The 21,497-nt window shown below is 62.7% G+C and carries 16 protein-coding genes; 13 read left to right on the top strand and 3 right to left on the bottom strand.

Going from position 1 to position 21,497, the window contains the following annotated elements:
- Positions 1-82: 82 nt before the first annotated feature.
- Complete coding sequence (locus M1E12_RS20130; RefSeq protein ID WP_479563046.1) at positions 83-1,921, bottom strand: extracellular solute-binding protein; 1,839 nt, start codon at positions 1,919-1,921, stop codon at positions 83-85.
- Between the two features lie 188 nt (positions 1,922-2,109).
- Between M1E12_RS20130 and mepA the strand changes: the two genes are divergently transcribed.
- From mepA to M1E12_RS20100, 6 genes are all read left to right on the top strand, one after another.
- Positions 2,110-3,180, top strand: a complete 1,071-nt coding sequence (mepA, locus tag M1E12_RS20125; RefSeq protein WP_479563045.1) for a penicillin-insensitive murein endopeptidase — start codon at positions 2,110-2,112, stop codon at positions 3,178-3,180.
- Positions 3,181-3,268: 88 nt separating this feature from the next.
- The gene (locus M1E12_RS20120; RefSeq protein WP_479563044.1) at positions 3,269-3,649 is read left to right on the top strand and encodes a methylglyoxal synthase; all 381 of its coding nucleotides are present in this window, start codon (positions 3,269-3,271) and stop codon (positions 3,647-3,649) included.
- Between the two features lie 28 nt (positions 3,650-3,677).
- Complete coding sequence (locus M1E12_RS20115) at positions 3,678-4,718, top strand: glucokinase (RefSeq protein ID WP_479563043.1); 1,041 nt, start codon at positions 3,678-3,680, stop codon at positions 4,716-4,718.
- Positions 4,719-4,820: 102 nt separating this feature from the next.
- Positions 4,821-6,623 carry an ABC transporter ATP-binding protein gene (locus M1E12_RS20110; RefSeq protein ID WP_479563042.1) on the top strand — a complete coding sequence of 601 codons (1,803 nt, stop codon included), beginning with the start codon at positions 4,821-4,823 and terminating at the stop codon, positions 6,621-6,623.
- Between the two features lie 18 nt (positions 6,624-6,641).
- Positions 6,642-7,454 carry a 4-hydroxy-tetrahydrodipicolinate reductase gene (gene dapB, locus M1E12_RS20105; protein ID WP_479564929.1) on the top strand — a complete coding sequence of 271 codons (813 nt, stop codon included), beginning with the start codon at positions 6,642-6,644 and terminating at the stop codon, positions 7,452-7,454.
- A gap of 21 nt (positions 7,455-7,475) precedes the next feature.
- Positions 7,476-8,111, top strand: a complete 636-nt coding sequence (locus M1E12_RS20100; protein ID WP_136539907.1) for a 2,3-bisphosphoglycerate-dependent phosphoglycerate mutase — start codon at positions 7,476-7,478, stop codon at positions 8,109-8,111.
- Between the two features lie 135 nt (positions 8,112-8,246).
- On the opposite strand, the gene pcaD is transcribed toward M1E12_RS20100, so the two are convergent.
- The gene (gene pcaD, locus M1E12_RS20095) at positions 8,247-9,035 is read right to left on the bottom strand and encodes a 3-oxoadipate enol-lactonase (RefSeq protein WP_479563041.1); all 789 of its coding nucleotides are present in this window, start codon (positions 9,033-9,035) and stop codon (positions 8,247-8,249) included.
- A 62-nt stretch (positions 9,036-9,097) separates the two neighbouring features.
- Positions 9,098-12,076, bottom strand: a complete 2,979-nt coding sequence (polA, locus tag M1E12_RS20090; RefSeq protein WP_479563040.1) for a DNA polymerase I — start codon at positions 12,074-12,076, stop codon at positions 9,098-9,100.
- Positions 12,077-12,504: 428 nt separating this feature from the next.
- Between polA and M1E12_RS20085 the strand changes: the two genes are divergently transcribed.
- The 7 genes from M1E12_RS20085 to dnaJ all read left to right on the top strand — a co-directional run bounded on the left by M1E12_RS20085 (position 12,505) and on the right by dnaJ (position 21,457).
- Positions 12,505-12,951, top strand: a complete 447-nt coding sequence (locus tag M1E12_RS20085) for a MarR family winged helix-turn-helix transcriptional regulator (protein ID WP_479563039.1) — start codon at positions 12,505-12,507, stop codon at positions 12,949-12,951.
- A 106-nt stretch (positions 12,952-13,057) separates the two neighbouring features.
- A complete protein-coding gene (locus tag M1E12_RS20080) occupies positions 13,058-14,446 on the top strand; it encodes a dipeptidase (RefSeq protein ID WP_479563038.1) in 1,389 nt (462 codons plus the stop codon).
- A gap of 314 nt (positions 14,447-14,760) precedes the next feature.
- Positions 14,761-15,219: a YbaK/EbsC family protein gene (locus M1E12_RS20075; RefSeq protein ID WP_136539899.1), complete on the top strand. Its 459-nt coding sequence runs from the start codon at positions 14,761-14,763 to the stop codon at positions 15,217-15,219.
- A 183-nt stretch (positions 15,220-15,402) separates the two neighbouring features.
- Positions 15,403-17,628, top strand: coding sequence for a transglycosylase domain-containing protein (locus M1E12_RS20070; RefSeq protein ID WP_479563037.1), 2,226 nt, complete (start codon positions 15,403-15,405; stop codon positions 17,626-17,628).
- Positions 17,629-17,917: 289 nt separating this feature from the next.
- Positions 17,918-19,831: a molecular chaperone DnaK gene (gene dnaK / locus M1E12_RS20065; protein ID WP_479563036.1), complete on the top strand. Its 1,914-nt coding sequence runs from the start codon at positions 17,918-17,920 to the stop codon at positions 19,829-19,831.
- Positions 19,831-20,301 (top strand): hypothetical protein, encoded by a 471-nt coding sequence (locus M1E12_RS20060; RefSeq protein WP_113458176.1) that lies wholly within the window; start codon positions 19,831-19,833, stop codon positions 20,299-20,301. Before dnaK ends, M1E12_RS20060 begins: the two co-directional genes overlap by 1 nt.
- Positions 20,302-20,305: 4 nt before the next feature.
- On the top strand, positions 20,306-21,457 hold the full coding sequence (gene dnaJ, locus M1E12_RS20055; RefSeq protein ID WP_113458175.1) for a molecular chaperone DnaJ: 1,152 nt from the start codon (positions 20,306-20,308) through the stop codon (positions 21,455-21,457).
- Positions 21,458-21,497 lie beyond the last annotated feature (40 nt).

The raw sequence follows: 21,497 nt of genomic DNA, 5'->3' as shown, positions 1-21,497 counted from the left end.
AATCTCAGCTGCTCCGTTGTCCAGCGATTCGCCCCCACCATTCCTAGAGTCTCACGCAAGCGGCGCAAGCCCCGAGCGGGGATCACGGATTTTTCGCCCACCAGATCGACGGAAAGCCGGTGCTGTACGTGGGGAGTTCGGCCGGATGCTCGAACTTGTCCCAGAAGGCATAGCGCGCCGTTCCGCCATAGTAGAGCGGGATTACGTAATCATGGGCGAGCAGGACGCGGTCCATGGCCTTGGTCGCGGCGACCTGTTCATCCCGATCGGCCGGGAAAATGATCTTCTCGATCAAGGCGTCGACCGCCGGATCGGAAATGCCGGCATAGTTCTGCGAGCCTTCGCGATTGACCGATGCGGAACCCCAATAGTCGCGCTGCTCGTTTCCCGGGTTCAGCGTCTGGGCCCATACGATCCAGGTCATGTCGTAATCGAAGCTGCGGGTACGGTTCGTATATTGCGACGGGTCGACCGTGCGCACGGACATCTCGATGCCGATCTTGCGCAGTTGTTGCTGGTAGGGAACGGCGAGGACCTCGAGCTGCGGATTGGAAAGCAGGAGTTCGAAGCGGAAGGGTTGGCCGGTCTGCGCATTGACCATCGCATTGCCACGCAGCTCATAGCCGGCCTGCTTGAAGAGCTCGACCGCCTTGCGCAGGTTGTCGCGGGAGGCCTGCGGTGAGCCGCCCACCGGGTTCTCATAAGGCGTATCGAAGACGGAAGGCGGGACCTTGTCCTTCAAGGCGGTCAGCAGTTCCAGTTCCTTGCCTTCCGGCAGGCCGGTTGATTCGAGCTCGGTCCCGTTGAAGAAGCTGTCGACCCGCTCATAGGCGTTGTAGAAGACGGTCCGGTTCAATTCCTCGAAGTCGAGCGCGTAGTTCAGAGCCCTGCGAACGCGCTGATCCTTGAACATATCGCGCCGCATATTGGGCACCAGCGCCTGCATGACACCTGTTGCCCGGAAGGGGTTCTCGTACTCCTCCTTCGTGACGCGGCCGTCCTGAGCCGCGGGGAAGTCGAAGCCGGTTGCCCAGCGCGCGGCACGCGTTTCCTGCCAGAAGTCCGTCACACCGGAGCGGAAGGCTTCGAACTCAACGTCACGGTCGCCGAACATCGTGTAGGTGATGTTGGCGAAGTTGTTGTAGCCGACGTTGACGTTGATATCCTTGCCCCAATAATCGTCACGCAGCTGGTAGCGGATGGTGGCGCCCGGCTTGAATTCGGCGATTTCGTAAGGCCCCGATCCCATCACTGGTTCGAGCGTGGTGCGGGAAATGTCGCGCGGCTGGCCGTCCGGGCCCTTCGCCTCCCACCAGTGTTTGGCGACAACGGGGAACTGGCCGAGGATCATCGGCAGCTCGCGGTTGTTCTTCTGGTCGAAGCGGAAGGTGATATCCCGCTCACCGGTCTTTTCGGCCGAGATCACATGGCTGTAGTAGCTCATGTAGAGGGGGTTCAGCTCCTTCAGCTTCTCGAAACTGAAGATGACATCCTCAGGCTTGACGGGTTCACCGTCGGCGAAGCGGGCTTCGGCGCGGAGCCGGAACGTGGCGCTCGAGATATCCTCGGGGAAAGAGACGCCTTCGGCGAGCAGACCGTAACCCGTCGAGATCTCGTCACTCGTATCCTTGAGCAGGGTATCGAAGACAATTGCAAGACCAGGCGCGGCTTCGCCTTTGTCCAGAACCGGATTGAAACTGTCGAATGTCCCGGTGGAGGACATGCGCAAGGTGCCGCCTTTCGGCGCGTCCGGATTTACGTAATCGAAGTGGGGAAAGCCCGGCGCATATTTCACCTCGCCGAGGATCGAGACGCCGTGGCGAAAGGGTTCAGACGGCTCCTGCGCGGCGGCCGGACCGAAATTGAGGCCCAGACCGACGATGACACCCAAAAAGACGACGCTGTTTCTGCTTAGACCCATCGGCCGAGATCCCCTGTTTTTTGATGGTTGTTGAGCAGAATAGGACAAATGGCGGCAAAATACAGACGGGTGACGGAGAAGTGAGCATCTACCGCTCCGCAGATTCACCCCATTTCGGTTTCAGGTTAGACTGACAGATGATTCACCCCGGCGGAGACGTCGGGTGGATCCGGAGAGACCGGGGACATATGCAGACGATGAAGAAGACCTGGGGCACCCGCCCGATTGCCACCGCCCTGATGCTCACGGCAGCCTTTGTTGGCGCCACCGGCGAGGGCGCCCTTGCCGAAGGACGTCCGGCGAAAGAACTGTTCGGGGGTATGACCCTGCCGGCAAAGGCTGCGCCTTCGCCTTATGGCTCCTATGCCAAGGGCTGCATTGCCGGCGCCGTTGCCATTCCGACGGACGGGCCGACCTGGCAGGCGATGCGGCTTTCGCGCAATCGTCGCTGGGGTCATCCGGAGATGATCGCGCTGCTTGAGCGCTTTTCGAAAGATGCGGTGCAGCTTGGCTGGGGTTCGGGCATCCTGATCGGCGACATCTCGCAGCCGCGCGGCGGCCCGATGCTGTCAGGTCATGCCTCGCATCAGATCGGGCTCGACGCCGATATCTGGTTCACGCCGAAGCCGGCCCAGCCCCTGTCGCCGCAGCAACGCGAAGACATGCCGTTCACCTCGATGCTGGTGAAGGACAAGTTCCTGACCGTCGACAAGCGCTTGTGGACCGACACCCATGCGCGTGTGGTCGTGCAAGCGGCGAGCTATCCGCAGGTCGAACGCATCTTCGTCAATCCGGCGATCAAAAAGAAACTCTGCGACACGTGGACCGGCGACCGCTCCGTGCTGGGCAAGATCCGGCCCATCTATGGTCACGACGCGCATTTCCATATCCGCATGCGCTGCCCCGAGGGTGCAAGCGGCTGCAAGCCGCAGGCTGCCGTGCCTCCGGGCGATGGCTGCGACAAGTCGCTGGCCTGGTGGTTCACCAAGGAGCCCTGGGCAGCACCGAAGAAAGACCCGAACGCGAAGCCGGCGCCGAAGCCTCGCGCGATGCAGGTCTCGGAATTGCCGAAAGCCTGCAGCACGGTTCTGCAGGCGCGTGGGCCGGCCAACGAATATGAGGTGACCTATCAGGCGAGCGGTGGCGCGATGCCGAGCAGTCCCGTATCGGCCTTTGCAGCACCGATGGCATCCTCGCCTCAGGGCTTTGAGCTGCCCGCCGTCGTTCCCGTTCCGCCGGCAAGGCCTTCGGGCTGGTGACACAAGGTCCGTCCGGGTGCCTTTTCAACGGATGCCGGCTGCGCTAGATGGGTTTATCAAATCGATTTAAATGAGCTGGGGACCTGTCGTGAGCCGCACCCGTTGCATCGCCCTGATCGCGCATGACCAGAAGAAGGACGACATGGCGGACTTCGCCCGTCGTCACAAGGCCAAGCTGCAGAGCTGGAAGATCGTGGCGACGGGCACGACGGGCGGGCGGATCAAGGATGCTGTTCCGGAACTCGACGTGACGCGGCTGAAAAGCGGGCCTCTCGGAGGCGACCAGCAGATCGGCGCATTGATCTCGACGGGGGAAGTCGACATGCTCGTCTTCTTCGTCGACCCCTTGACTCCGATGCCCCATGATGTGGATGTCAAGGCGCTGATGCGGCTTGCGACCGTCTACGACATTCCGATGGCGCTGAACCTCGCGACCGCCGACATTCTGATGCAGACCCTGACTGCCTGAGGCAGCGGGGCCCAAGACCGGACACACCATGGCCAAGACACAGCGCGACGACACCCTGCCCTTCCCGATCCTGATCGGCGATATCGGCGGCACCAATGCCCGCTTCTCGATCCTGATCGATGAGAGTGGCGAGCAGCTCAGCTTTCCGAACGTGGTGAACAAGGATTTCGCGACGATCGACGAGGCCATCCGCGTGAGCGTGCTGAAAACGACGAGCCATAAACCGCGCTCCTTGATTCTGGCGCTGGCTGGGCCGATCAAGGGTGACGAGGTGCCGCTGACCAACTGCCCCTGGGTGGTGCGTCCCAAGGTGCTGATGGCCGATCTCGGCTTTTCGGAAGTTCTCCTGCTCAATGACTTCGAAGCGCAGGCGCTGGCGGCAGCCACGCTTGACGTCGATGACCGACAGCATCTGGGCTCGCTCAGCGAAGCCCCGCTCGGCTCGCGCGTCGTGCTGGGACCTGGTACGGGACTTGGCGTTGCGGGCCTCGTCCGGGCCCGCGATATGTGGTTCCCGGTTCCGGGCGAAGGCGGGCATGTGGATGTCGGGCCGCGCACCGCGCGTGACTACCAGATCTGGCCGCATCTGACGCCGGTCCGCGATCCCAACGCCGCCCTTGGCCGCATTTCGGCGGAAGAGCTTCTCTCCGGGCGCGGACTGATGAACATCTATCGGGCGCTCTGCAAGGCCGATGGCAATCTAACGCCCCGATACGAAGAGCCGGCCCAGGTTTCGGCCGCGGGCATTTCCGGCGCGGACAGCCTGGCCGGCGAGGCGCTCAGCCTGTTTGCCACCTATCTCGGACGGGTTGCCGGCGATCTGGCGCTGATCTTCATGGCAAAGGGTGGGGTATTCCTGGCCGGTGGCATTTCGCCGAAGATCCTGCCGGCATTGCAGAGCGGCGAATTCCGGGCGGCCTTCGAAGACAAGGCGCCGCATCAGGGCGTGATGCATGGCATCCCGACCTTTGTCGTCACCCATCCGCAGGCTGCCCTGCACGGGCTTGCCGCCTTCGCGACGGCGCCTGCCGATTTCGGGCTGGCGACCGAGGGGCGTCACTGGCGCTGACCTCCCTGCGCACCTGCGGCTATGGTCAAAGACGCCGCGACTGGCTATAGAGCGGCGGCGCCTCTGCGAGGCGTGACACAGCAATCGCACAGGACTTTCTTCTTGGACGCCAAAGACAACGAAAGCCGCAAGGCAGCGGATATCGAGAGCGTCACCGCCGTCCTCCGGCGGGTCGTGGCCGAGAACGGCCGTGAGCACGTCAAGGGTTACGCTTTCGCGATCGTCTGCCTGTTGATCGTCGCCGGAACCACGGCCTTTACCGCCTGGATCATGGAATCGGTCATCAACGAGGCCTTCGCCAACAGGCGCGCCGACCTCGTCTGGATCATATGTGGCTCGATCTTTGTCGCCTTCGTGCTGCGCGGTTTCGCCGGTTACGGCCAGGCGGTGACCCTTTCCAAGATCGGCAATAACATTGTCGCGCGCTATCAGAAGCGCCTGTTTGCCCATCTGATGACGCTGTCGGTCGGCTATTTCAATGAGGCGCGCTCGGCGCGACTTGCGGCCCAGATCAACCAGAACATCAATGGCGTGCGGGATGTGCTCAACCTCACCGTGACATCGCTCGCGCGCGATCTCGTGACGTTGGTCGCCCTTCTCGGCGTCATGCTCTACCAGGATCTGGTGCTGACGCTGATCGTGTTCACCGTGGCGCCGCCGCTGCTGCTTGGCCTGCGCTATCTTTCCAAGCGCCTGCGCAGCGCCACCAAGGACAGCATCATCCTCAATTCCCACGTCCTGGGCTCCATGCAGGAAGCCGTGCAGGGCATTGCCATCGTCAAGGCCTTCACGATGGAGAAGGAGCTTCAGGGCAGGATCCAGTCGAGTATCGATCAGGCGGAGCGGCGGGCAAACAAGATCGCGCAACTCAGCGAGCGCAACGGCCCGATGACGGAAACCGTGGCTGGCTTCTCGATTGCCGGCGTCATGGCCTATGCCGCCTACCAGTCCATCTATGGCGGCGTGCTGCCGGGCGCATTCTTCTCCTTCGTCACCGCTCTGCTTCTCGCCTATGAACCGGCCAAGCGCCTGGCGAAGCTGCAGGTGCAGATGGAGCGCGCGGCGGTCAATGCGCGGATGATCTACGAGATCCTCGACATGCAGCCGCATCAGCGCGACAAGCCGGGTGCGGGCGCGCTTGAGGTCAGCGCCGCGCGGATCGAATTCCGCAATGTGAGCTTTGCCTATGGCGACAATCCGCCGGTGCTTCGCAATCTGAGCTTCGTCGCCGAGGGTGGCAAGACGACAGCCCTGGTCGGCCCGTCCGGGGCCGGCAAGTCGACGGTCATCACTCTCGTGCCGCGCTTCTATGATCCGGCGAGAGGGGAGATCCTGATCGACGGGCACAACATCGCCGATGTCACCAAATCGTCGCTCCGGCAGCATCTCGCCTACGTGTCGCAGCAGCCGTATCTTTTCGAAGGCACGATCCGCGACAATATCCGCTACGGGCGCCCCGATGCGACCGATGCGGAGATCGAGGATGCAGCACGGCTTGCGAATGCGCATGACTTCATTCTGGCACAGCCGCAGGGTTACGACACGCCGGTCGGCGAGAACGGGGTGACACTGTCCGGTGGTCAGCGGCAGCGGCTGTCGATCGCGCGTGCGCTGGTGCGCAATGCGCCGATCCTGCTGCTCGACGAGGCAACCTCGGCGCTCGACACGGAATCGGAAGCGGCCGTGCAGCAGGCGCTCGACGCGGCCATGGCCGGACGCACCGTGGTTGTCATCGCGCACCGCCTGTCGACGGTGGTCAATGCCGACAAGATCATTGTCATGCATGCCGGCCAGGCGGTCGAGGAAGGCTCGCATGAGAGCCTTGCGCAGCAGCCGGGTGGTCTTTACGCTCGCCTCAACAACCTTCAGGCCGCTCCCAACGGCCTGCTCAGCAGCCAGGAATAATCTCGCATGGATACGCCCATGAAGCTCGTCGTCGTTGGTGCCGCCGGTCGCATGGGCAAGACGCTGATCAAACTGATCAGCGAGACCGAGGGCCTTGTGCTGCATGCAGCGGTCGAACGGGCGGGCTCTGCCGCGCTCGGCCAGGATGCGGGCGAACTGGCGGGTGTGCCCAGGCTTGGCGTTGCCGTTACCGACGATCCGCTGGCGGCCTTTCTGCATGCCGACGGCGTCATCGATTTCACGACACCGGCTTCGACCGTCGAATTCGCAGCCCTCGCCGCCCAAGCGCGCATCGTGCATGTGATCGGCACCACTGGCTGCCTACCGGAGCATGAGGCGAAGATCGACGCGGCAGCACGGCATGCGCGGGTGGTGAAGTCGGGCAATATGAGCCTCGGCGTCAATCTGCTTTCGGTGCTGATCAAGCAGGCGGCGCGCGCGCTCGATGCCGCCGGCTGGGATATCGAGGTGCTCGAAATGCACCACAAGCACAAGGTCGACGCGCCGTCGGGCACCGCCCTTCTGCTCGGTGAAGCTGCGGCAGAGGGCCGAGGCATTTCACTGGCCGATCATTCGGTCCGCGTGCGCGACGGCCATACCGGACCGCGGGAGGAAGGCTCGATCGGCTTTGCCACGTTGCGCGGCGGCTCGGTGATCGGTGAACATCAGGTGCTGTTTGCGAGCGAAGGCGAGTTGATCACTCTGTCTCACAGTGCGACCGATCGTTCGCTCTTTGCCCGCGGCGCGCTGAAGGCTGCCACCTGGGCCCGGGACAAGAAGCCCGGACGCTATACCATGCTCGACGTGCTCGGGCTCAACTCCACCCCCTGATCGTCAAGAGAGGAATTGTCGATGACCGGTACCCTCGTGCTCGTGCGCCATGGCCAGAGCGACTGGAACCTGAAGAACCTGTTTACCGGCTGGCGTGATCCGGACCTGACCGAACTCGGCGTGCAGGAAGCCAATGCCGGCGGCAAGGCGCTTGCCGATTACGGCATCAAGTTCGATATCGCTTTCACGTCAGTCCTCACCCGTGCGCAGAAGACCTGCAACATCATCCTCGAAAATGTCGGCCAGACCGGTCTCGAGACGATCAAGGATCAGGCGCTGAACGAGCGCGACTACGGCGATCTTTCCGGCCTCAACAAGGACGATGCCCGCGCCAAGTGGGGCGAGGAGCAGGTGCATATCTGGCGCCGTTCCTACGACGTCCCGCCGCCGGGTGGCGAAAGCCTGCGCGACACCGGTGCGCGCGTCTGGCCCTATTACCTGACCGAAATCCTGCCGCGCGTGCTGCGCGGGGAAAAGGTGCTGGTAGCAGCGCATGGCAATTCGCTGCGCTCGCTGGTCATGGTTCTCGACAAGCTGACCAAGGAGCAGATCCTCGGCGTCAACCTCGCGACCGGCGTTCCCATGGTCTACAAGCTGAACGCGGATTCGACGGTGGCTTCCAAGGAAGTTCTGGGCGACATGTCCGGCGCGCATTGAGCGTCACCACCCTCCCCTTGAGGGGGAGGGTCGGGCCAAGGGCCCGGGGTGGGGTGAGCGTCCGGTCGATCGGACATGTGTCACCCCCACCCGCCGCTTTGCGGCGACCTCCCCCCTCAAGGGGGAGGTGTATTGTCATTGCTTGCGCATGAAACCCTGGATCAGATCGGCGAGTGCTTCCGGCTGCTCGACCGAGGGGATATGGGCGCAATCGGCGATTTCCTCGAAACGGGCGCCCGGCACGAGATCGGCACCGGCCTTGACCGTGGCGGGTGGCGTCGAGCCGTCCTGGTCGCCGACGACAAAGAGCGTGGGGACCGTGATGGTCGGCAGGACGTCGGAGAAATCGGTGTCGCGCAGGGCAGCACAGGTCGACAGATAGCCTGCGATGGACTGTCGCGTCATCATCAGGCGGTAGCCGGCCAGTTCATCGGCGCGGTCTTCGTGAAAGGCCGGGGTGAACCAGCGCGCCATGGCACTGTCGGCAGCGCTTTCCAAGCCACCCTTCTCGATACCGGCAATGCGCTCGGCCCAGATTTCGGCAGTGCCGATGCGGGGTGCGGTGTCACAGAGGATGAGCTTGCGGAAGAGATCCGGCCGCTCCTGCCAGAGGCCCTGGCAGACGAGACCGCCAACGGAGAGGCCGCAGAAGGTCGCCTTGCGGATGCCGAGTTCGTCGCAGAGGCTGGCGAGATCCGAGACGAGATCGGCCATGCCGAAGGGCTTGTCGGCACCGCCGGAGAGGCCGTGACCGCGGCTGTCATAAAGGAGCACCGATACATCGTCGCCGAGCTCGTCGAAGAGCGGCAGCCAGATGCGGAAGTCGGTGCCGAGCCCGTTGGAAAAGACGATCAGGTTCTTGGCTTTCGCCTCGCCGATCAGCTCGTAGTGGACGACATTGCCGTTGATGGTCTTGAAGGCCAAATCTTGTACTCCTGCGGGCTGAACAGCGCCCGTGTTTCGCTAACCGGCAAGGCCGGGAATTCTCAGTGCGCCTCGTCCCAATTGTGGGCGGCGCGGGCGTCGACCTTGAGCGGCACGCGCATGGAGACGGCCGGCATGGCGGCGTTTTCCATGATGTCGACGATCACAGGCATCGCGATATCGACGGCCTCGTCCTCGACTTCGAAGATCAGTTCGTCATGCACCTGCAGCAGCATGCGGACACGCTCCGACAGGCCGGCAGCGGCAAGCGCCGGCTCGATCTGGATCATGGCGCGGCGGATGATGTCGGCGGCCGAGCCCTGGATCGGCGCGTTGATCGCGGCGCGCTCGTTGAAGGCGCGCATGGAAGGGTTGGACGACCTGATTTCCGGATAATGGGCGCGGCGGCCGAAGATGGTCTCGACGTAACCCTTGTCACGGGCGAAGGCCTTGGTGCTCTCCATGTAGTCCTTGATGCCCGGGAAGCGCTCGAAATACTTCTTGATGTATTCCCCCGCTTCCGAGCGCTCGATGCCGAGCTGGTTGGCAAGGCCGAAGGCCGAGATGCCGTAGATGATGCCGAAGTTGATGGCCTTGGCGCGGCGGCGGACGTCGGACGGCATGCCCTCGACCGGCACACCGAACATTTCCGACGCCGTCATGGCATGGATGTCGACGCCGTCGGCGAAGGCCTGACACAGCTGCGGGATCTCGGCGACATGGGCGAGCACGCGCAGTTCGATCTGGCTGTAGTCGGCCGAGAGCAGCTTGTGGCCCGGCGTCGAGATGAAGGCCGTGCGGATCTTGCGGCCTTCGGCGGTGCGGACCGGGATGTTCTGCAGGTTCGGCTCGGACGATGACAGGCGACCCGTGGTCGTCGAGGCGAGCGAATAGCCCGTGTGGACGCGCTTGGTCTCGGGGTGAATGTATCCGGGCAGTGCGTCGGTATAGGTGGACTTGAGCTTGGTCAGCTGGCGCCAGTCGACGATCTTGCGCGGCAGGGGCGCGCCCTCGGCGGCGAGGTCTTCCAGCACCTGGGCAGAGGTGGACCACTGGCCGGTCTTGGTCTTGGACCCGCCGGGCAGGCCCATTCGACCGAACAGGATATCGCCGAGCTGCTTCGGCGAGCCGATGTTGAAACGCTCGCCGGCGAGTTCGTAGACCTCGTCCTCGGCGGCAGCGGCCTTCTGGGCAAGTTCGCCCGAGAGGCGGGAGAGGATCTGGCGATCGACGGTGATGCCGCGCTCTTCCATATGGGCAAGCACCGGCACCAGCGGGCGTTCCAGCCGCTCATAGATGCGCGTCAAACCCTCGGCAGCGAGGCGCGGCTTCAGAACCAGCCAGAGACGCAGAGTCACATCCGCGTCTTCGGCGGCATAAGCGGTTGCGCGATCGATGTCGACAAGATCGAAGGTGACGGAGGATTTGCCGGAGCCGGCGACATCCTTGTAAGGAATCGGCGTGTGGCCGAGCCACTTTTCCGAGAGGCCGTCCATGCCGTGATTGCCCTTGCCGGCGTCGAGCACGTAGGACATCAGCATGGTGTCGTCGAAGGACTGAAGCGTGATCCCGTGGCGCTTCATCACCAGGTAATCGTATTTCAGGTTCTGCGCGACCTTCAGGACGGAAGGATCTTCGAGCAGGCCCTTCAAGGCGGCCAGCGCCTCCTTCATCGGGATCTGGCCCTCGGCATGACCGCCGCCGAGAAGATCGCCGACGCCCGTCTTGTGGGTCAGCGGGATGTAGGCGGCGCGGATGTCGGTCGAGCCGGGTGACAGGACATTATCCTGGATCGCCAGCGAGACGCCGACGAGTTCGGCCTGCATCGGGTCGAGCGACGTGGTCTCGGTGTCGAAGGCAACGAGGCCGGTTTCGCGGGCGGCCGAGATCCAGAGCTCAAGCGTCTCGATATCGCGGATCGTGACATAGCTGCCGGTGTCGAGCGGCTTGCCGGCAAAGGCGTTGGCGCGGTTTGCCGCGAGATCGCCCGGCGTTTTGCCACTGGGGGTGGCCGCCGGTGCGGTGGATGTCGCGGCGGCTGCTGCCGGGGTCGCGGACGATGCGGGTGCATCACCGGCATCGAGATCGGGACCGCGGGCGGCATCACCCCATTCGACCGGCACAGTGGCAGGCTCGATGGCGGCCGCATCACACTCGCAGACTTCCGCCACGCGGCGCGTCAGGGTGGTGAATTCCATGGCCTTGAGGAAGGCGATGAGCTTCGGACCATTCTGCGGTTCGAGCACGAGGTCTTCGAGCTTCATGTCGAGCGGCACATCGGTGCGCAGTTCGACGAGCTGGCGCGAGACCCGGGCAAGCTCGGCATTGGCCACGATGTTTTCGCGGCGCTTGACCTGTTTAATCTCATCGGCACGGGCGAGCAGCGTCTCGAGATCGCCGAATTCTTCGAGCAACTGGGCGGCGGTCTTCGGACCGATGCCGGGGATGCCGGGAACATTGTCGGTCGAATCGCCGGTCATCGCCTGGAGGTCGATCATCTTTTCCGGCGGCACACCCCATTTCTCGATGACATCGGGAATGCCAATCTGCTTGTCCTTCATCGCGTCGTACATATGCACGTTCGCGGTGACGAGCTGCATCAGGTCCTTGTCGGAGGAGACGATGGTGACATCGGCGCCGACGGCCTCTGCCTGGCGGGCATAGGTGGCGATGATGTCGTCGGCCTCGAAACCTTCGGTCTCGATACAGGGGAGATTGAAGGCGCGGGTCGCATGGCGGATGAGGCCGAATTGCGGGATCAGGTCTTCCGGCGGGGCCGAGCGGTTCGCCTTGTAGAGCGGGTAGATTTCCTTGCGGAAAGTCGTCGACGAGTAGTCGAAAATGACCGCCAGATGGGTCGGCGTCACACCGACATCGGTGTTGCGGGCATCGCGCAACAGCTTCCACAGCATGTTGCAGAAGCCGGAGACCGCGTTGACGGGCAGGCCGTCCGACTTGCGGTTCAGGGCCGGGATGGCGTGGAAGGCGCGGAAGATGAAACCCGAGCCGTCGACGAGGAAGAGATGATCGCCTTTTTTCATGTCGGCATGGATAGCGCGAGGCGGCTGAAACGTCCATGACGGTTTGGCCAGAAGGCGGCAAAATCACCGGCTATGCGATGGCCATGATAGTGAATCGGATCAGCCGCCAAACATCACGAAAAGCTTACCGATTTGTAATCCCGGCTTCCCTTGAAAAACCACATTCCGGATCACAAATCTCAGTCATCGGCGACTGATCACGCCGTAGTCTGAAAGAGGCTCGTCCCCCGCCGCTTCAGACTCGGGCAAAGGCCTTATCCCCCTCTCCGGGCCTTTGTCCCCATATTCGGAGCCGTCGTGGCAGTCCCCGCCTCAAGCCACGACGGCCTCCACCCCCTCCTCATCAGAACCCAAAATTAGTCAGCCTCGGAAATGGATCGCATGCGATCATTCCCCTCTGACGAATCCACGACGACGCGTCGAGTGCCATGGCCCATGACCGCACGACCCCTGATCGCTCCGAATCCGCCACCTGGCTGGCGAGCCAACTAGCGCGCGGGTTCACACGGGCGCTGCAGGCGCGTGCGGCGAAACTCGGTTTTTCACCCGGCCAGTTTCCGGTCCTACTGGAACTTTGGGAAGAAGAGGGGCTGACGCAGCGGCAGTTGCTCGACCGCGTCGATGTGGAGCAGGCGACCATTGCCAATACCCTCGCCCGCATGGAACGCGACGGTCTGATCGAGCGGCGCGTGCATCCCCGCGACAAGCGCGCACAGCAGATCTTCCTGACAGACAAGGCCCGCGGCATGCGCGAGGAGGCGCTTGCGGCGGCTGACGAGGCCGAGCAGGCCGTCTTTCATGGTTTCCGTCGCTTCGAGAAGGAATTGCTGAAGGAATATATCCGCTGGGCGATCGCGAACGCGCGCAAGCTGTGAGCGGAATTTGATGCAGCTTTGAGAAAAATTCGCGGTCTCGCAGCCTCGAAACATCAGGAGCTTTGGTCTATCGTCCGCCGCACTTTCAAATTTGCAGGACATGACCATGACCGAACTTTCCCCCATTCTCGCCAAGGCCGACGAGGCCCTGCCGCAGAGCCTCGAGCGCCTGTTCGACCTCGTGCGCATTCCCTCGATCTCGACCGACCCGGCCTACAAGGCCGATTGCCGCAAGGCCGGCGAATGGCTGGTTTCGGCGCTGACCGAACTGGGTTTCGATGCTTCGCTGCGGGACACGCCCGGCCACCCGATGGTGGTGGCGCACCATGCGGCCGAAAAGACCGACGCGCCGCATGTGCTTTTCTATGGCCATTACGACGTGCAGCCGGTCGACCCGCTGGATCTCTGGGAAGACGAGCCCTTTGCGCCGGCGATCAAGGAGAAGGAAGGCCGCAAGGTGATCACCGGTCGCGGCACGTCCGACGACAAGGGTCAGCTTCTGACCTTCGTCGAGGCCTGCCGGGCCTATAAGGCGGTGAAGGGTTCGCTGCCGGTCAAGATCACCATCCTGTTCGAAGGCGAGGAAGAATCCGGTTCCCCGTCGCTCAAGCCTTTCCTTGCTGAAAATGCCGACGAGCTGAAGGCCGACTTCGCGCTGGTCTGCGATACCAGCATGTGGGATCGCGAGACGCCGGCGATCGCTGCGGCACTGCGCGGTCTGGTCGGCGAAGAAGTCACTATCATTGCGGCTGACCGCGACCTGCATTCGGGCCTCTTCGGCGGCGCGGCGGCCAATCCCGTGCACATCCTGACGAAGATCCTGGCCGACCTGCATGACGAGACAGGCAAGGTCACGCTGCCCGGCTTTTATGACGGTGTCGAAGAGACGCCTGCCAACATCAAGGCTTCCTGGGATAGCCTGGGGCGGACGGCGGAAAGCTTCCTCGGCGAAGTAGGCCTGTCGGTCCCCGCTGGTGAAAAGGGCCGTTCCGTGCTGGAGCTCACCTGGGCGCGTCCGACGGCGGAAGTGAACGGCATCATCGGGGGCTATACCGGCGAAGGCTTCAAGACGGTGATTGCGGCCAAGGCTTCGGCGAAGATCTCCTTCCGCCTCGTTGGCACGCAGGACCCGGCCAAGGTGCGCGAGAGCTTCCGCGCCTTCGTTCAGGCGCGCATTCCCGCCGACTGCAAGGTGGAATTCCACGAGCACGGCGGCTCGCCGGCGATCCAGCTCTCCTATGATTCGCCGGAACTGACCAAGGCGAAGAATGCGCTGTCGGACGAGTGGCCGAAGCCCGCCGTGATCATCGGCATGGGCGGCTCGATTCCGATCGTCGGTGACTTCCAGAAGATGCTCGGCATGGATTCGCTGCTAGTCGGCTTTGGCCTGACCGACGACCGCATCCATTCGCCCAACGAGAAGTACGACCTCAACTCGTTCCACAAGGGCATTCGCTCGTGGATCCGCATCATGGATGCGCTGGCGAACACTTAAGACCAGAAAAGCAAAAAGGCCGGTCAAAAACCGGCCTTTCCTTTACGTTTCAACGACTTCCTGCCAGTACATCCGTGGTCAGTGACGGAAACGTGCCATGCGATATCTCGGATGTTGGTCCACCTTCGCGAACCGCATCCCGGACCTTGATGATCGCGTTGGATGCTTAACAACCGGTTAAGCGTTTTGAAGTTCCTGAAACAGGCTCACCTGAAACGCTTCGTCGCATGCTGAGCAAGAGATGGGATGTCTCCATCCGGCTTTCAAGAGGCAGGCGCTTGAAATGCGCACGATGCTCCGTTTAGACTTCGTCCATGAGCCTTCAATCCGTTCGCCAGTTCTTCTCAGAAAATGCACCCGACATCTCCGTCATCGTGACCGAAGCGAGCTCGGCTACCGTTGCGCTTGCTGCCGAAGCGCATGGCGTGGAGCCGGACCAGATCGCCAAGACGATCTGCCTCAGGATCGGAGATGATGTCGTGCTCGTGGTGACGGCGGGCACGAAGCGGCTCGACAATCGCAAGTTCAAGGATCGCTTCGGGGTCAAGCCGCGCATGCTCGATGCTGACGCCGTGGTCGAGGCGACCAGCCATCCGGTGGGTGGTGTTTGCCCCTTCGGCCTGCCCTCGCCGCTCACGATCTATTGTGATCTGTCGCTTCAGGCATACGACGAGGTGGTGCCGGCGGCCGGCGCGACCAATGCTGCCGTGAAGATCGCGCCGGAGCGCATGAGAAGTCTCGTCGGTGCGGAATGGGCCGATCTCTGCCAATGAGGTCACGCAGGGTTCAGAGCTTGTTTACCGGGCTTTAACCACCCCTTAAATCGCCGCATTTACTGTGCAATTGCGCGGCCATCCACCCGGGCGCCGGTCTGATCGACCGAATTTCTTGAAGCCATTTTTGCGCCTGCCGTCTGTCGGCTGCGCACAACGACTATCTGGAGCAAGATCACGGCAATGGTGAGCCGAGGAAAATCCCGCGATCGTATAGAGCCGAGCTTCGAGGACGAGCGCAAGGACGAGGATTTCCGGCTGGATGCGGATGATCGTGTCGCGGGCGGGCGGCCGGTGCGCGCCGGGGCCAAGAAGGCGGCGTCTTCGGCCAAGCGCGGCAAGTCCGGCGGCCAGAAGAAAAGCAAAGCCAAGAGCCGCGGCGGCGGGTTCGGCCTCGGCCGACTGATCTATTGGGGCTTCGTGCTGTCGATCTGGTGCGGGATCGGCCTTGTCGGTCTCATCGCCTATTACGGCTCTCAGATGCCAAGCGCCAGCAGTTGGTCCATCCCCGAGCGCCCGCCGAACATGAAGATCGTGTCGGTCGAGGGCACCGTCATTGCCAATCGCGGCGCGACCGGCGGCGAGGCTTTGCCGCTCGAAGAAATGTCGCCCTTCATCCCGCAGGCCGTCATGGCGATCGAGGATCGGCGCTTCTACTCGCATTTCGGCGTCGACCCGCTTGGTCTGGCGCGCGCCATCGTCACCAACCTGACCAGCGGCCGTGCCGTGCAGGGCGGCTCGACCCTTACACAGCAGCTTGCGAAGAACCTCTTCCTCTCGCCCGAGCGCACCATCGAGCGCAAGGTGCAGGAAGTGCTGCTCGCCTTCTGGCTGGAGCAGAAATACACCAAGGACCAGATCATGGCGATGTATCTGAACCGGGTGTTCTTCGGTTCGAATGCCTATGGCGTGGAGGCCGCAGCGCGGCGCTACTTCAACAAGTCGGCGCGGGACGTCAACCTCGGCGAGGCGGCCCTGCTCGCAGGCCTTTTGAAAGCCCCGTCCCGCCTGTCGCCGGCGCGCGATCCGGAAGCCGCGGAAGCGCGGGCCCAGGTCGTGCTGCAGGCGATGCTCGAAGAGGGCTATATCACCGCAGACGAGATCAAGACGGCGATGTCGCAGCCGCCAACCAAGGCCAAGCGCTACTGGAGCGGTGCGGGGCAATATGTCGCCGATCTAGTGCGCGACGAGGTGACCATGCTGATCGGCAAGGTGACCGAGGACATCGTGGTCGAGACGACGATCGACATGACGCTGGAGAAGAAGGCGGAGGCCGCACTGACGGAATCGCTGGCTACCGAAGGCGACAAGGTCAATGCCTCGCAGGCGGCTCTCGTTTCCATCGACGGCACCGGCGCAATCCGGGCCCTGGTCGGCGGACGCGACTATGCCGAAAGCCAGTTCAACCGCGCGGTCAAGGCGAAGCGCCAGCCTGGCTCGGCCTTCAAGCCCTTCGTTTATGCGGCAGCGGTGGAGAACGGGCTTCGCCCGACTTCCTTGCGCAATGACGCCCCGATCCGTATCGGCTCCTGGACGCCGGAGAATTACGACCAGAAGTATCGCGGACAGGTGACGGCGACGCAGGCGCTGGCTGAATCGCTGAACACGATTGCAGCCCAGCTTGTGATGGAAGTCGGCCCCGATCAGGTGATCAAGGTGGCCCATCGCATGGGGATCGAGTCGGAGCTGCAGAACAATGCCTCGATCGCGCTCGGCACATCCGAGGTGTCGCTGCTCGAGCTGACGGCGGCCTATGCGCCCTTCATGAATGGCGGCTACAAGGCGACACCGCATATCGTGCGGCGGATCTCCAAGTCCGACGGGACACTGCTTTACGAGAACAATTACCTGGAGCCGCCGAAGGTCCTGAACGACGGAGTCGTGGCAGCGATGAACCTGATGATGCGCAGCGTTATCGATCATGGGACCGGCAAGAAGGCGCAGCTGAAAGGTTGGGAGGCTGCTGGCAAGACGGGCACGACCCAATCCTTCCGCGACGCGCTCTTCGTCGGCTATACCAGCAACCTCACCACCGGCATCTGGTTCGGCAATGACGATGGCCAGTCGATGAAGAAGGTGACAGGCGGCGGCCTGCCGGCCAAGGCCTGGCACGATTTCATGACGGCCGCTCATCAGGGTCTGGCGCCTGCTCCGCTGCCCGGTGGCGACTTCATCGAGCCGGCACCGGTCGAGGAGCCGGCGACCATCGGCACGATCATCTCAGACGTGTTCCAGGGTGGTGGCGAAGAGCGTTATTCCGGCGACCCGGTCTATGCCGAAGACTATCCTGCAGAGCCCGTGCCACCCGGCGATGTGACCGGCTCGGCCGGTCCAATTCCGCCCGGAGAGGTCGGCGGCGCACAGGGCACGCGGCGCACCACACTTCTCGACTTGATCCTCGGGCAATAGCGCCCACATGAGGGCAGCTGATCATCGTCGGCCTGACGCAAGGCCGGCGCTTTAGCCTAGCTGGTCGACAAGGACTGACAGGTGCCGCGAAACACGTGAAGCTGTGGCGCCAATCTGTTCTTTTTTACCGGTTTTCGGCGGAATTCCAGCCTTGCAGTCGGAAAAACCGCTTCTTATATACGCGACATAACCGCAGCGGCGCTGCAGTGTATCCCAGACCATCCACGTCGAGGGGCTGTCAGGAATGCCTGATTGGGGTTCCGATGGCCTGCTTCAAGGAGAATATGACATGGCAAAAGTAATCGGTATCGACCTTGGAACGACCAATTCCTGCGTCGCCGTCATGGACGGCAAGGATGCGAAGGTCATCGAGAATTCGGAAGGCGCACGCACGACGCCGTCCATGGTGGCATTTTCGGACGACGGCGAACGCCTCGTCGGCCAGCCGGCCAAGCGCCAGGCCGTCACCAACCCGACCAACACGCTCTTCGCCGTCAAGCGCCTGATCGGCCGCCGCTACGAAGATCCGACCGTTGAGAAGGACAAGGGCCTCGTTCCCTTCCCGATCATCAAGGGCGACAATGGTGACGCCTGGGTCGAAGCCCAGAACAAGGGTTATTCGCCTTCGCAGATCTCGGCCATGATTCTTCAGAAGATGAAGGAAACGGCTGAAGCCTATCTCGGCGAAAAGGTCGAAAAGGCCGTCATCACCGTTCCCGCCTACTTCAACGACGCGCAGCGCCAGGCCACCAAGGATGCCGGCCGCATCGCCGGTCTTGAAGTCCTGCGCATCATCAACGAGCCGACCGCGGCTGCTCTTGCCTATGGTCTCGACAAGAAGGACGGCAAGACGATCGCCGTTTACGACCTTGGCGGTGGTACCTTCGATATCTCGGTTCTGGAAATCGGCGACGGCGTCTTCGAAGTGAAGTCGACCAACGGCGACACCTTCCTCGGTGGCGAAGACTTCGACATGCGTCTCGTCGAATATCTCGCAGCCGAGTTCAAGAAGGATCAGGGCATCGACCTGAAGGGCGACAAGCTGGCCCTGCAGCGCCTGAAGGAAGCCGCCGAAAAGGCCAAGATCGAGCTGTCGTCTTCGCAGCAGACCGAAATCAACCTGCCGTTCATCACGGCGGACGCTTCCGGTCCCAAGCACCTGACGATGAAGCTGACCCGCGCCAAGTTCGAAAGCCTGGTCGACGATCTCGTCCAGCGCACGATCGCACCGTGCAAGGCAGCCCTTAAGGATGCCGGCGTTTCCGCAGCCGATATCGACGAAGTGGTTCTGGTCGGCGGCATGAGCCGCATGCCGAAGGTTCAGGAAGTCGTGAAGCAGCTGTTCGGCAAGGAGCCGCACAAGGGTGTGAACCCGGATGAAGTCGTTGCCCTCGGTGCAGCGATCCAGGCCGGTGTTCTGCAGGGCGACGTCAAGGACGTTTTGCTGCTCGACGTGACCCCGCTGTCGCTCGGCATCGAAACCCTCGGTGGCGTCTTCACCCGTCTGATCGACCGCAACACGACGATCCCGACGAAGAAGAGCCAGACCTTCTCGACCGCTGAAGACAACCAGCAGGCCGTGACCATCCGCGTTAGCCAGGGCGAGCGCGAAATGGCTGCAGACAACAAGCTGCTCGGTCAGTTCGACCTCGTTGGCCTGCCGCCGGCACCGCGTGGCGTTCCACAGATCGAAGTCACCTTCGACATCGACGCGAACGGCATCGTTCAGGTTTCGGCCAAGGACAAGGGCACGGGCAAGGAACAGCAGATCCGCATCCAGGCCTCCGGTGGTCTCTCCGACGCCGACATCGAGAAGATGGTGAAGGACGCCGAAGCCAATGCCGAGGCCGACAAGAAGCGTCGTGCCGTGGTCGAAGCTAAGAACCAGGCCGAAAGCCTCGTTCACTCCACCGAGAAGTCGGTCAAGGAGTATGGCGACAAGGTTTCGGAAACCGACCGCAAGGCGATCGAGGATGCAATCGCTGCCCTGAAGGGTTCGATCGAGGCTTCCGAGCCGGACGCCGACGACATCCAGGCCAAGACCCAGACGCTCATGGAAGTTTCCATGAAGCTGGGCCAGGCCATCTATGAAGCCCAGCAGGCCGAAGGCGGTGCAGGCGAGACGGATGGTGGCAAGGACGACAACGTCGTCGACGCCGACTATGAAGAAGTGAAGGACGAAGACGCGAAGAAGTCGGCCTGATGCAGGGCCACTTCGGACGCCGTTCCAAGACCTGGCTGGCCTTCGGGCCAGCCGCACTTTCGTTGATCCTGACGACCGGTGCCATGGCACAGGACAGGGGGCAGGTCAGCGCAGTTCACCGTCAGGTGAGCGCCGCCGAGGCCAGAGTGGCCAAGGCGATTTCCGCGAAGGACAGCAATTCCCTTTCCCGCATCGGCAATGAGCTCGGCAGGATCATCGAAGCAGCGCTTCAGCGGCGCGAGAACGGTGGCGAAGTCTCTTCCTGTGACATGGCTGCGCATTCCCTGGCTTTTGCTGCCGTGACCTCTGCCGACGGCCTCATCAGCAAAGGCGAAGCGCGCAAGCTTCTGATGCAGGATGCAATCTCCGCCGCGTCCGATTTCCAGAAAGACATGCAGGCTTGCGACAAGCAGGCCGGCAAGGCGACGGGCAGCCACACGAGCGTTGGGAAAGCTTTGAGAGCTTTGTAAGACCATGGCAAAAGCAGATTTCTACGAGACCCTCGGGGTTGGCCGGACGGCGGACGAGAAGGAGCTGAAAAGCGCCTTCCGCAAGCTGGCCATGAAATATCACCCGGACAAGAATCCGGATGACAGCGAAGCCGAGAAGAAGTTCAAGGAGATCAACGAGGCCTATGAGACCTTGAAAGATCCCCAGAAGCGCGCGGCCTATGACCGCTTCGGCCACGCCGCCTTCGAACAGGGCGGCATGGGCGGCGGCGGTTTCGGTGGCGGCGGCGGTTTTGCCGGCGGCGGCTTCTCCGACATCTTCGAGGACATTTTCGGCGAGATGATGGGCGGCGGCCGTGGCGGTCGTGCCCGCTCGACGGGCGGCCGCGAGCGCGGGGCAGACCTGCGCTACAACATGGAAATCAGCCTCGAAGAGGCCTTCACCGGCAAGACGGCGCAGATCCGGGTTCCGACCTCGATCACCTGCGATGTCTGTACCGGTTCGGGCGCCAAGCCCGGCACGCAGCCGAAGACCTGCACGACCTGTCAGGGCTCGGGCCGCGTGCGCGCTGCCCAGGGCTTCTTCTCGATCGAACGGACCTGCCCGACCTGTCACGGTCGCGGCCAGACGATTTCCGATCCCTGCACCAAGTGCCACGGCCAGGGCCGCGTCACGGAAGAACGCTCGCTGTCCGTCAGCATCCCGACCGGGATCGAGGACGGCACGCGCATTCGCCTGCAGGGCGAAGGCGAGGCAGGACTGCGCGGCGGTCCGGCGGGAGACCTCTATATTTTCCTGTCAGTGAAGCCGCACGAGTTCTTCCAGCGTGACGGCGCGGATCTCTATTGCTCCGTGCCGATCTCGATGACGACGGCGGCACTCGGCGGGACCTTCGATGTGGTGACGCTCGATGGCACCAAGTCGCGCGTGACGGTTCCGGAAGGCACGCAGGCCGGCAAGCAGTTCCGCCTGAAGGGCAAGGGCATGCCGGTGCTGCGCTCGACGCAGGTCGGCGATCTCTATATCCAGATCCAGATCGAGACGCCGCAGAAGCTGACAAAGCGTCAGCGCGAACTCCTCCAGGAGTTCGAGCAGCTGTCGTCGAAGGAGAACAATCCGGAATCGACGGGCTTCTTTGCCCGGATGAAGGATTTCTTCGACACGCTCAGCGACTAACGGCGGCGAAACCAGGATGATTATGCAAGGGGCGGTCCTG

It is taken from the genome of Rhizobium sp. K33 (assembly GCF_056501445.1).
Note: the sequence above shows the minus strand (reverse complement) of the source record. Positions and strands in the feature narration are given on the sequence as shown.

Coding starts and splice junctions, on each gene's coding strand:
- dapB (WP_479564929.1), top strand. CDS start 6,642: ATGAAGCTCGTCGTCGTTGGTGCCGCCGGTCGCATGGGCAAGACGCTG.
- M1E12_RS20060 (WP_113458176.1), top strand. CDS start 19,831: ATGCAGGGCCACTTCGGACGCCGTTCCAAGACCTGGCTGGCCTTCGGG.
- M1E12_RS20130 (WP_479563046.1), bottom strand. CDS start 1,921: ATGGGTCTAAGCAGAAACAGCGTCGTCTTTTTGGGTGTCATCGTCGGT.
- dnaK (WP_479563036.1), top strand. CDS start 17,918: ATGGCAAAAGTAATCGGTATCGACCTTGGAACGACCAATTCCTGCGTC.
- mepA (WP_479563045.1), top strand. CDS start 2,110: ATGCAGACGATGAAGAAGACCTGGGGCACCCGCCCGATTGCCACCGCC.
- M1E12_RS20100 (WP_136539907.1), top strand. CDS start 7,476: ATGACCGGTACCCTCGTGCTCGTGCGCCATGGCCAGAGCGACTGGAAC.
- dnaJ (WP_113458175.1), top strand. CDS start 20,306: ATGGCAAAAGCAGATTTCTACGAGACCCTCGGGGTTGGCCGGACGGCG.
- M1E12_RS20075 (WP_136539899.1), top strand. CDS start 14,761: ATGAGCCTTCAATCCGTTCGCCAGTTCTTCTCAGAAAATGCACCCGAC.
- M1E12_RS20070 (WP_479563037.1), top strand. CDS start 15,403: ATGGTGAGCCGAGGAAAATCCCGCGATCGTATAGAGCCGAGCTTCGAG.
- polA (WP_479563040.1), bottom strand. CDS start 12,076: ATGAAAAAAGGCGATCATCTCTTCCTCGTCGACGGCTCGGGTTTCATC.
- M1E12_RS20115 (WP_479563043.1), top strand. CDS start 3,678: ATGGCCAAGACACAGCGCGACGACACCCTGCCCTTCCCGATCCTGATC.
- M1E12_RS20080 (WP_479563038.1), top strand. CDS start 13,058: ATGACCGAACTTTCCCCCATTCTCGCCAAGGCCGACGAGGCCCTGCCG.
- M1E12_RS20085 (WP_479563039.1), top strand. CDS start 12,505: ATGGCCCATGACCGCACGACCCCTGATCGCTCCGAATCCGCCACCTGG.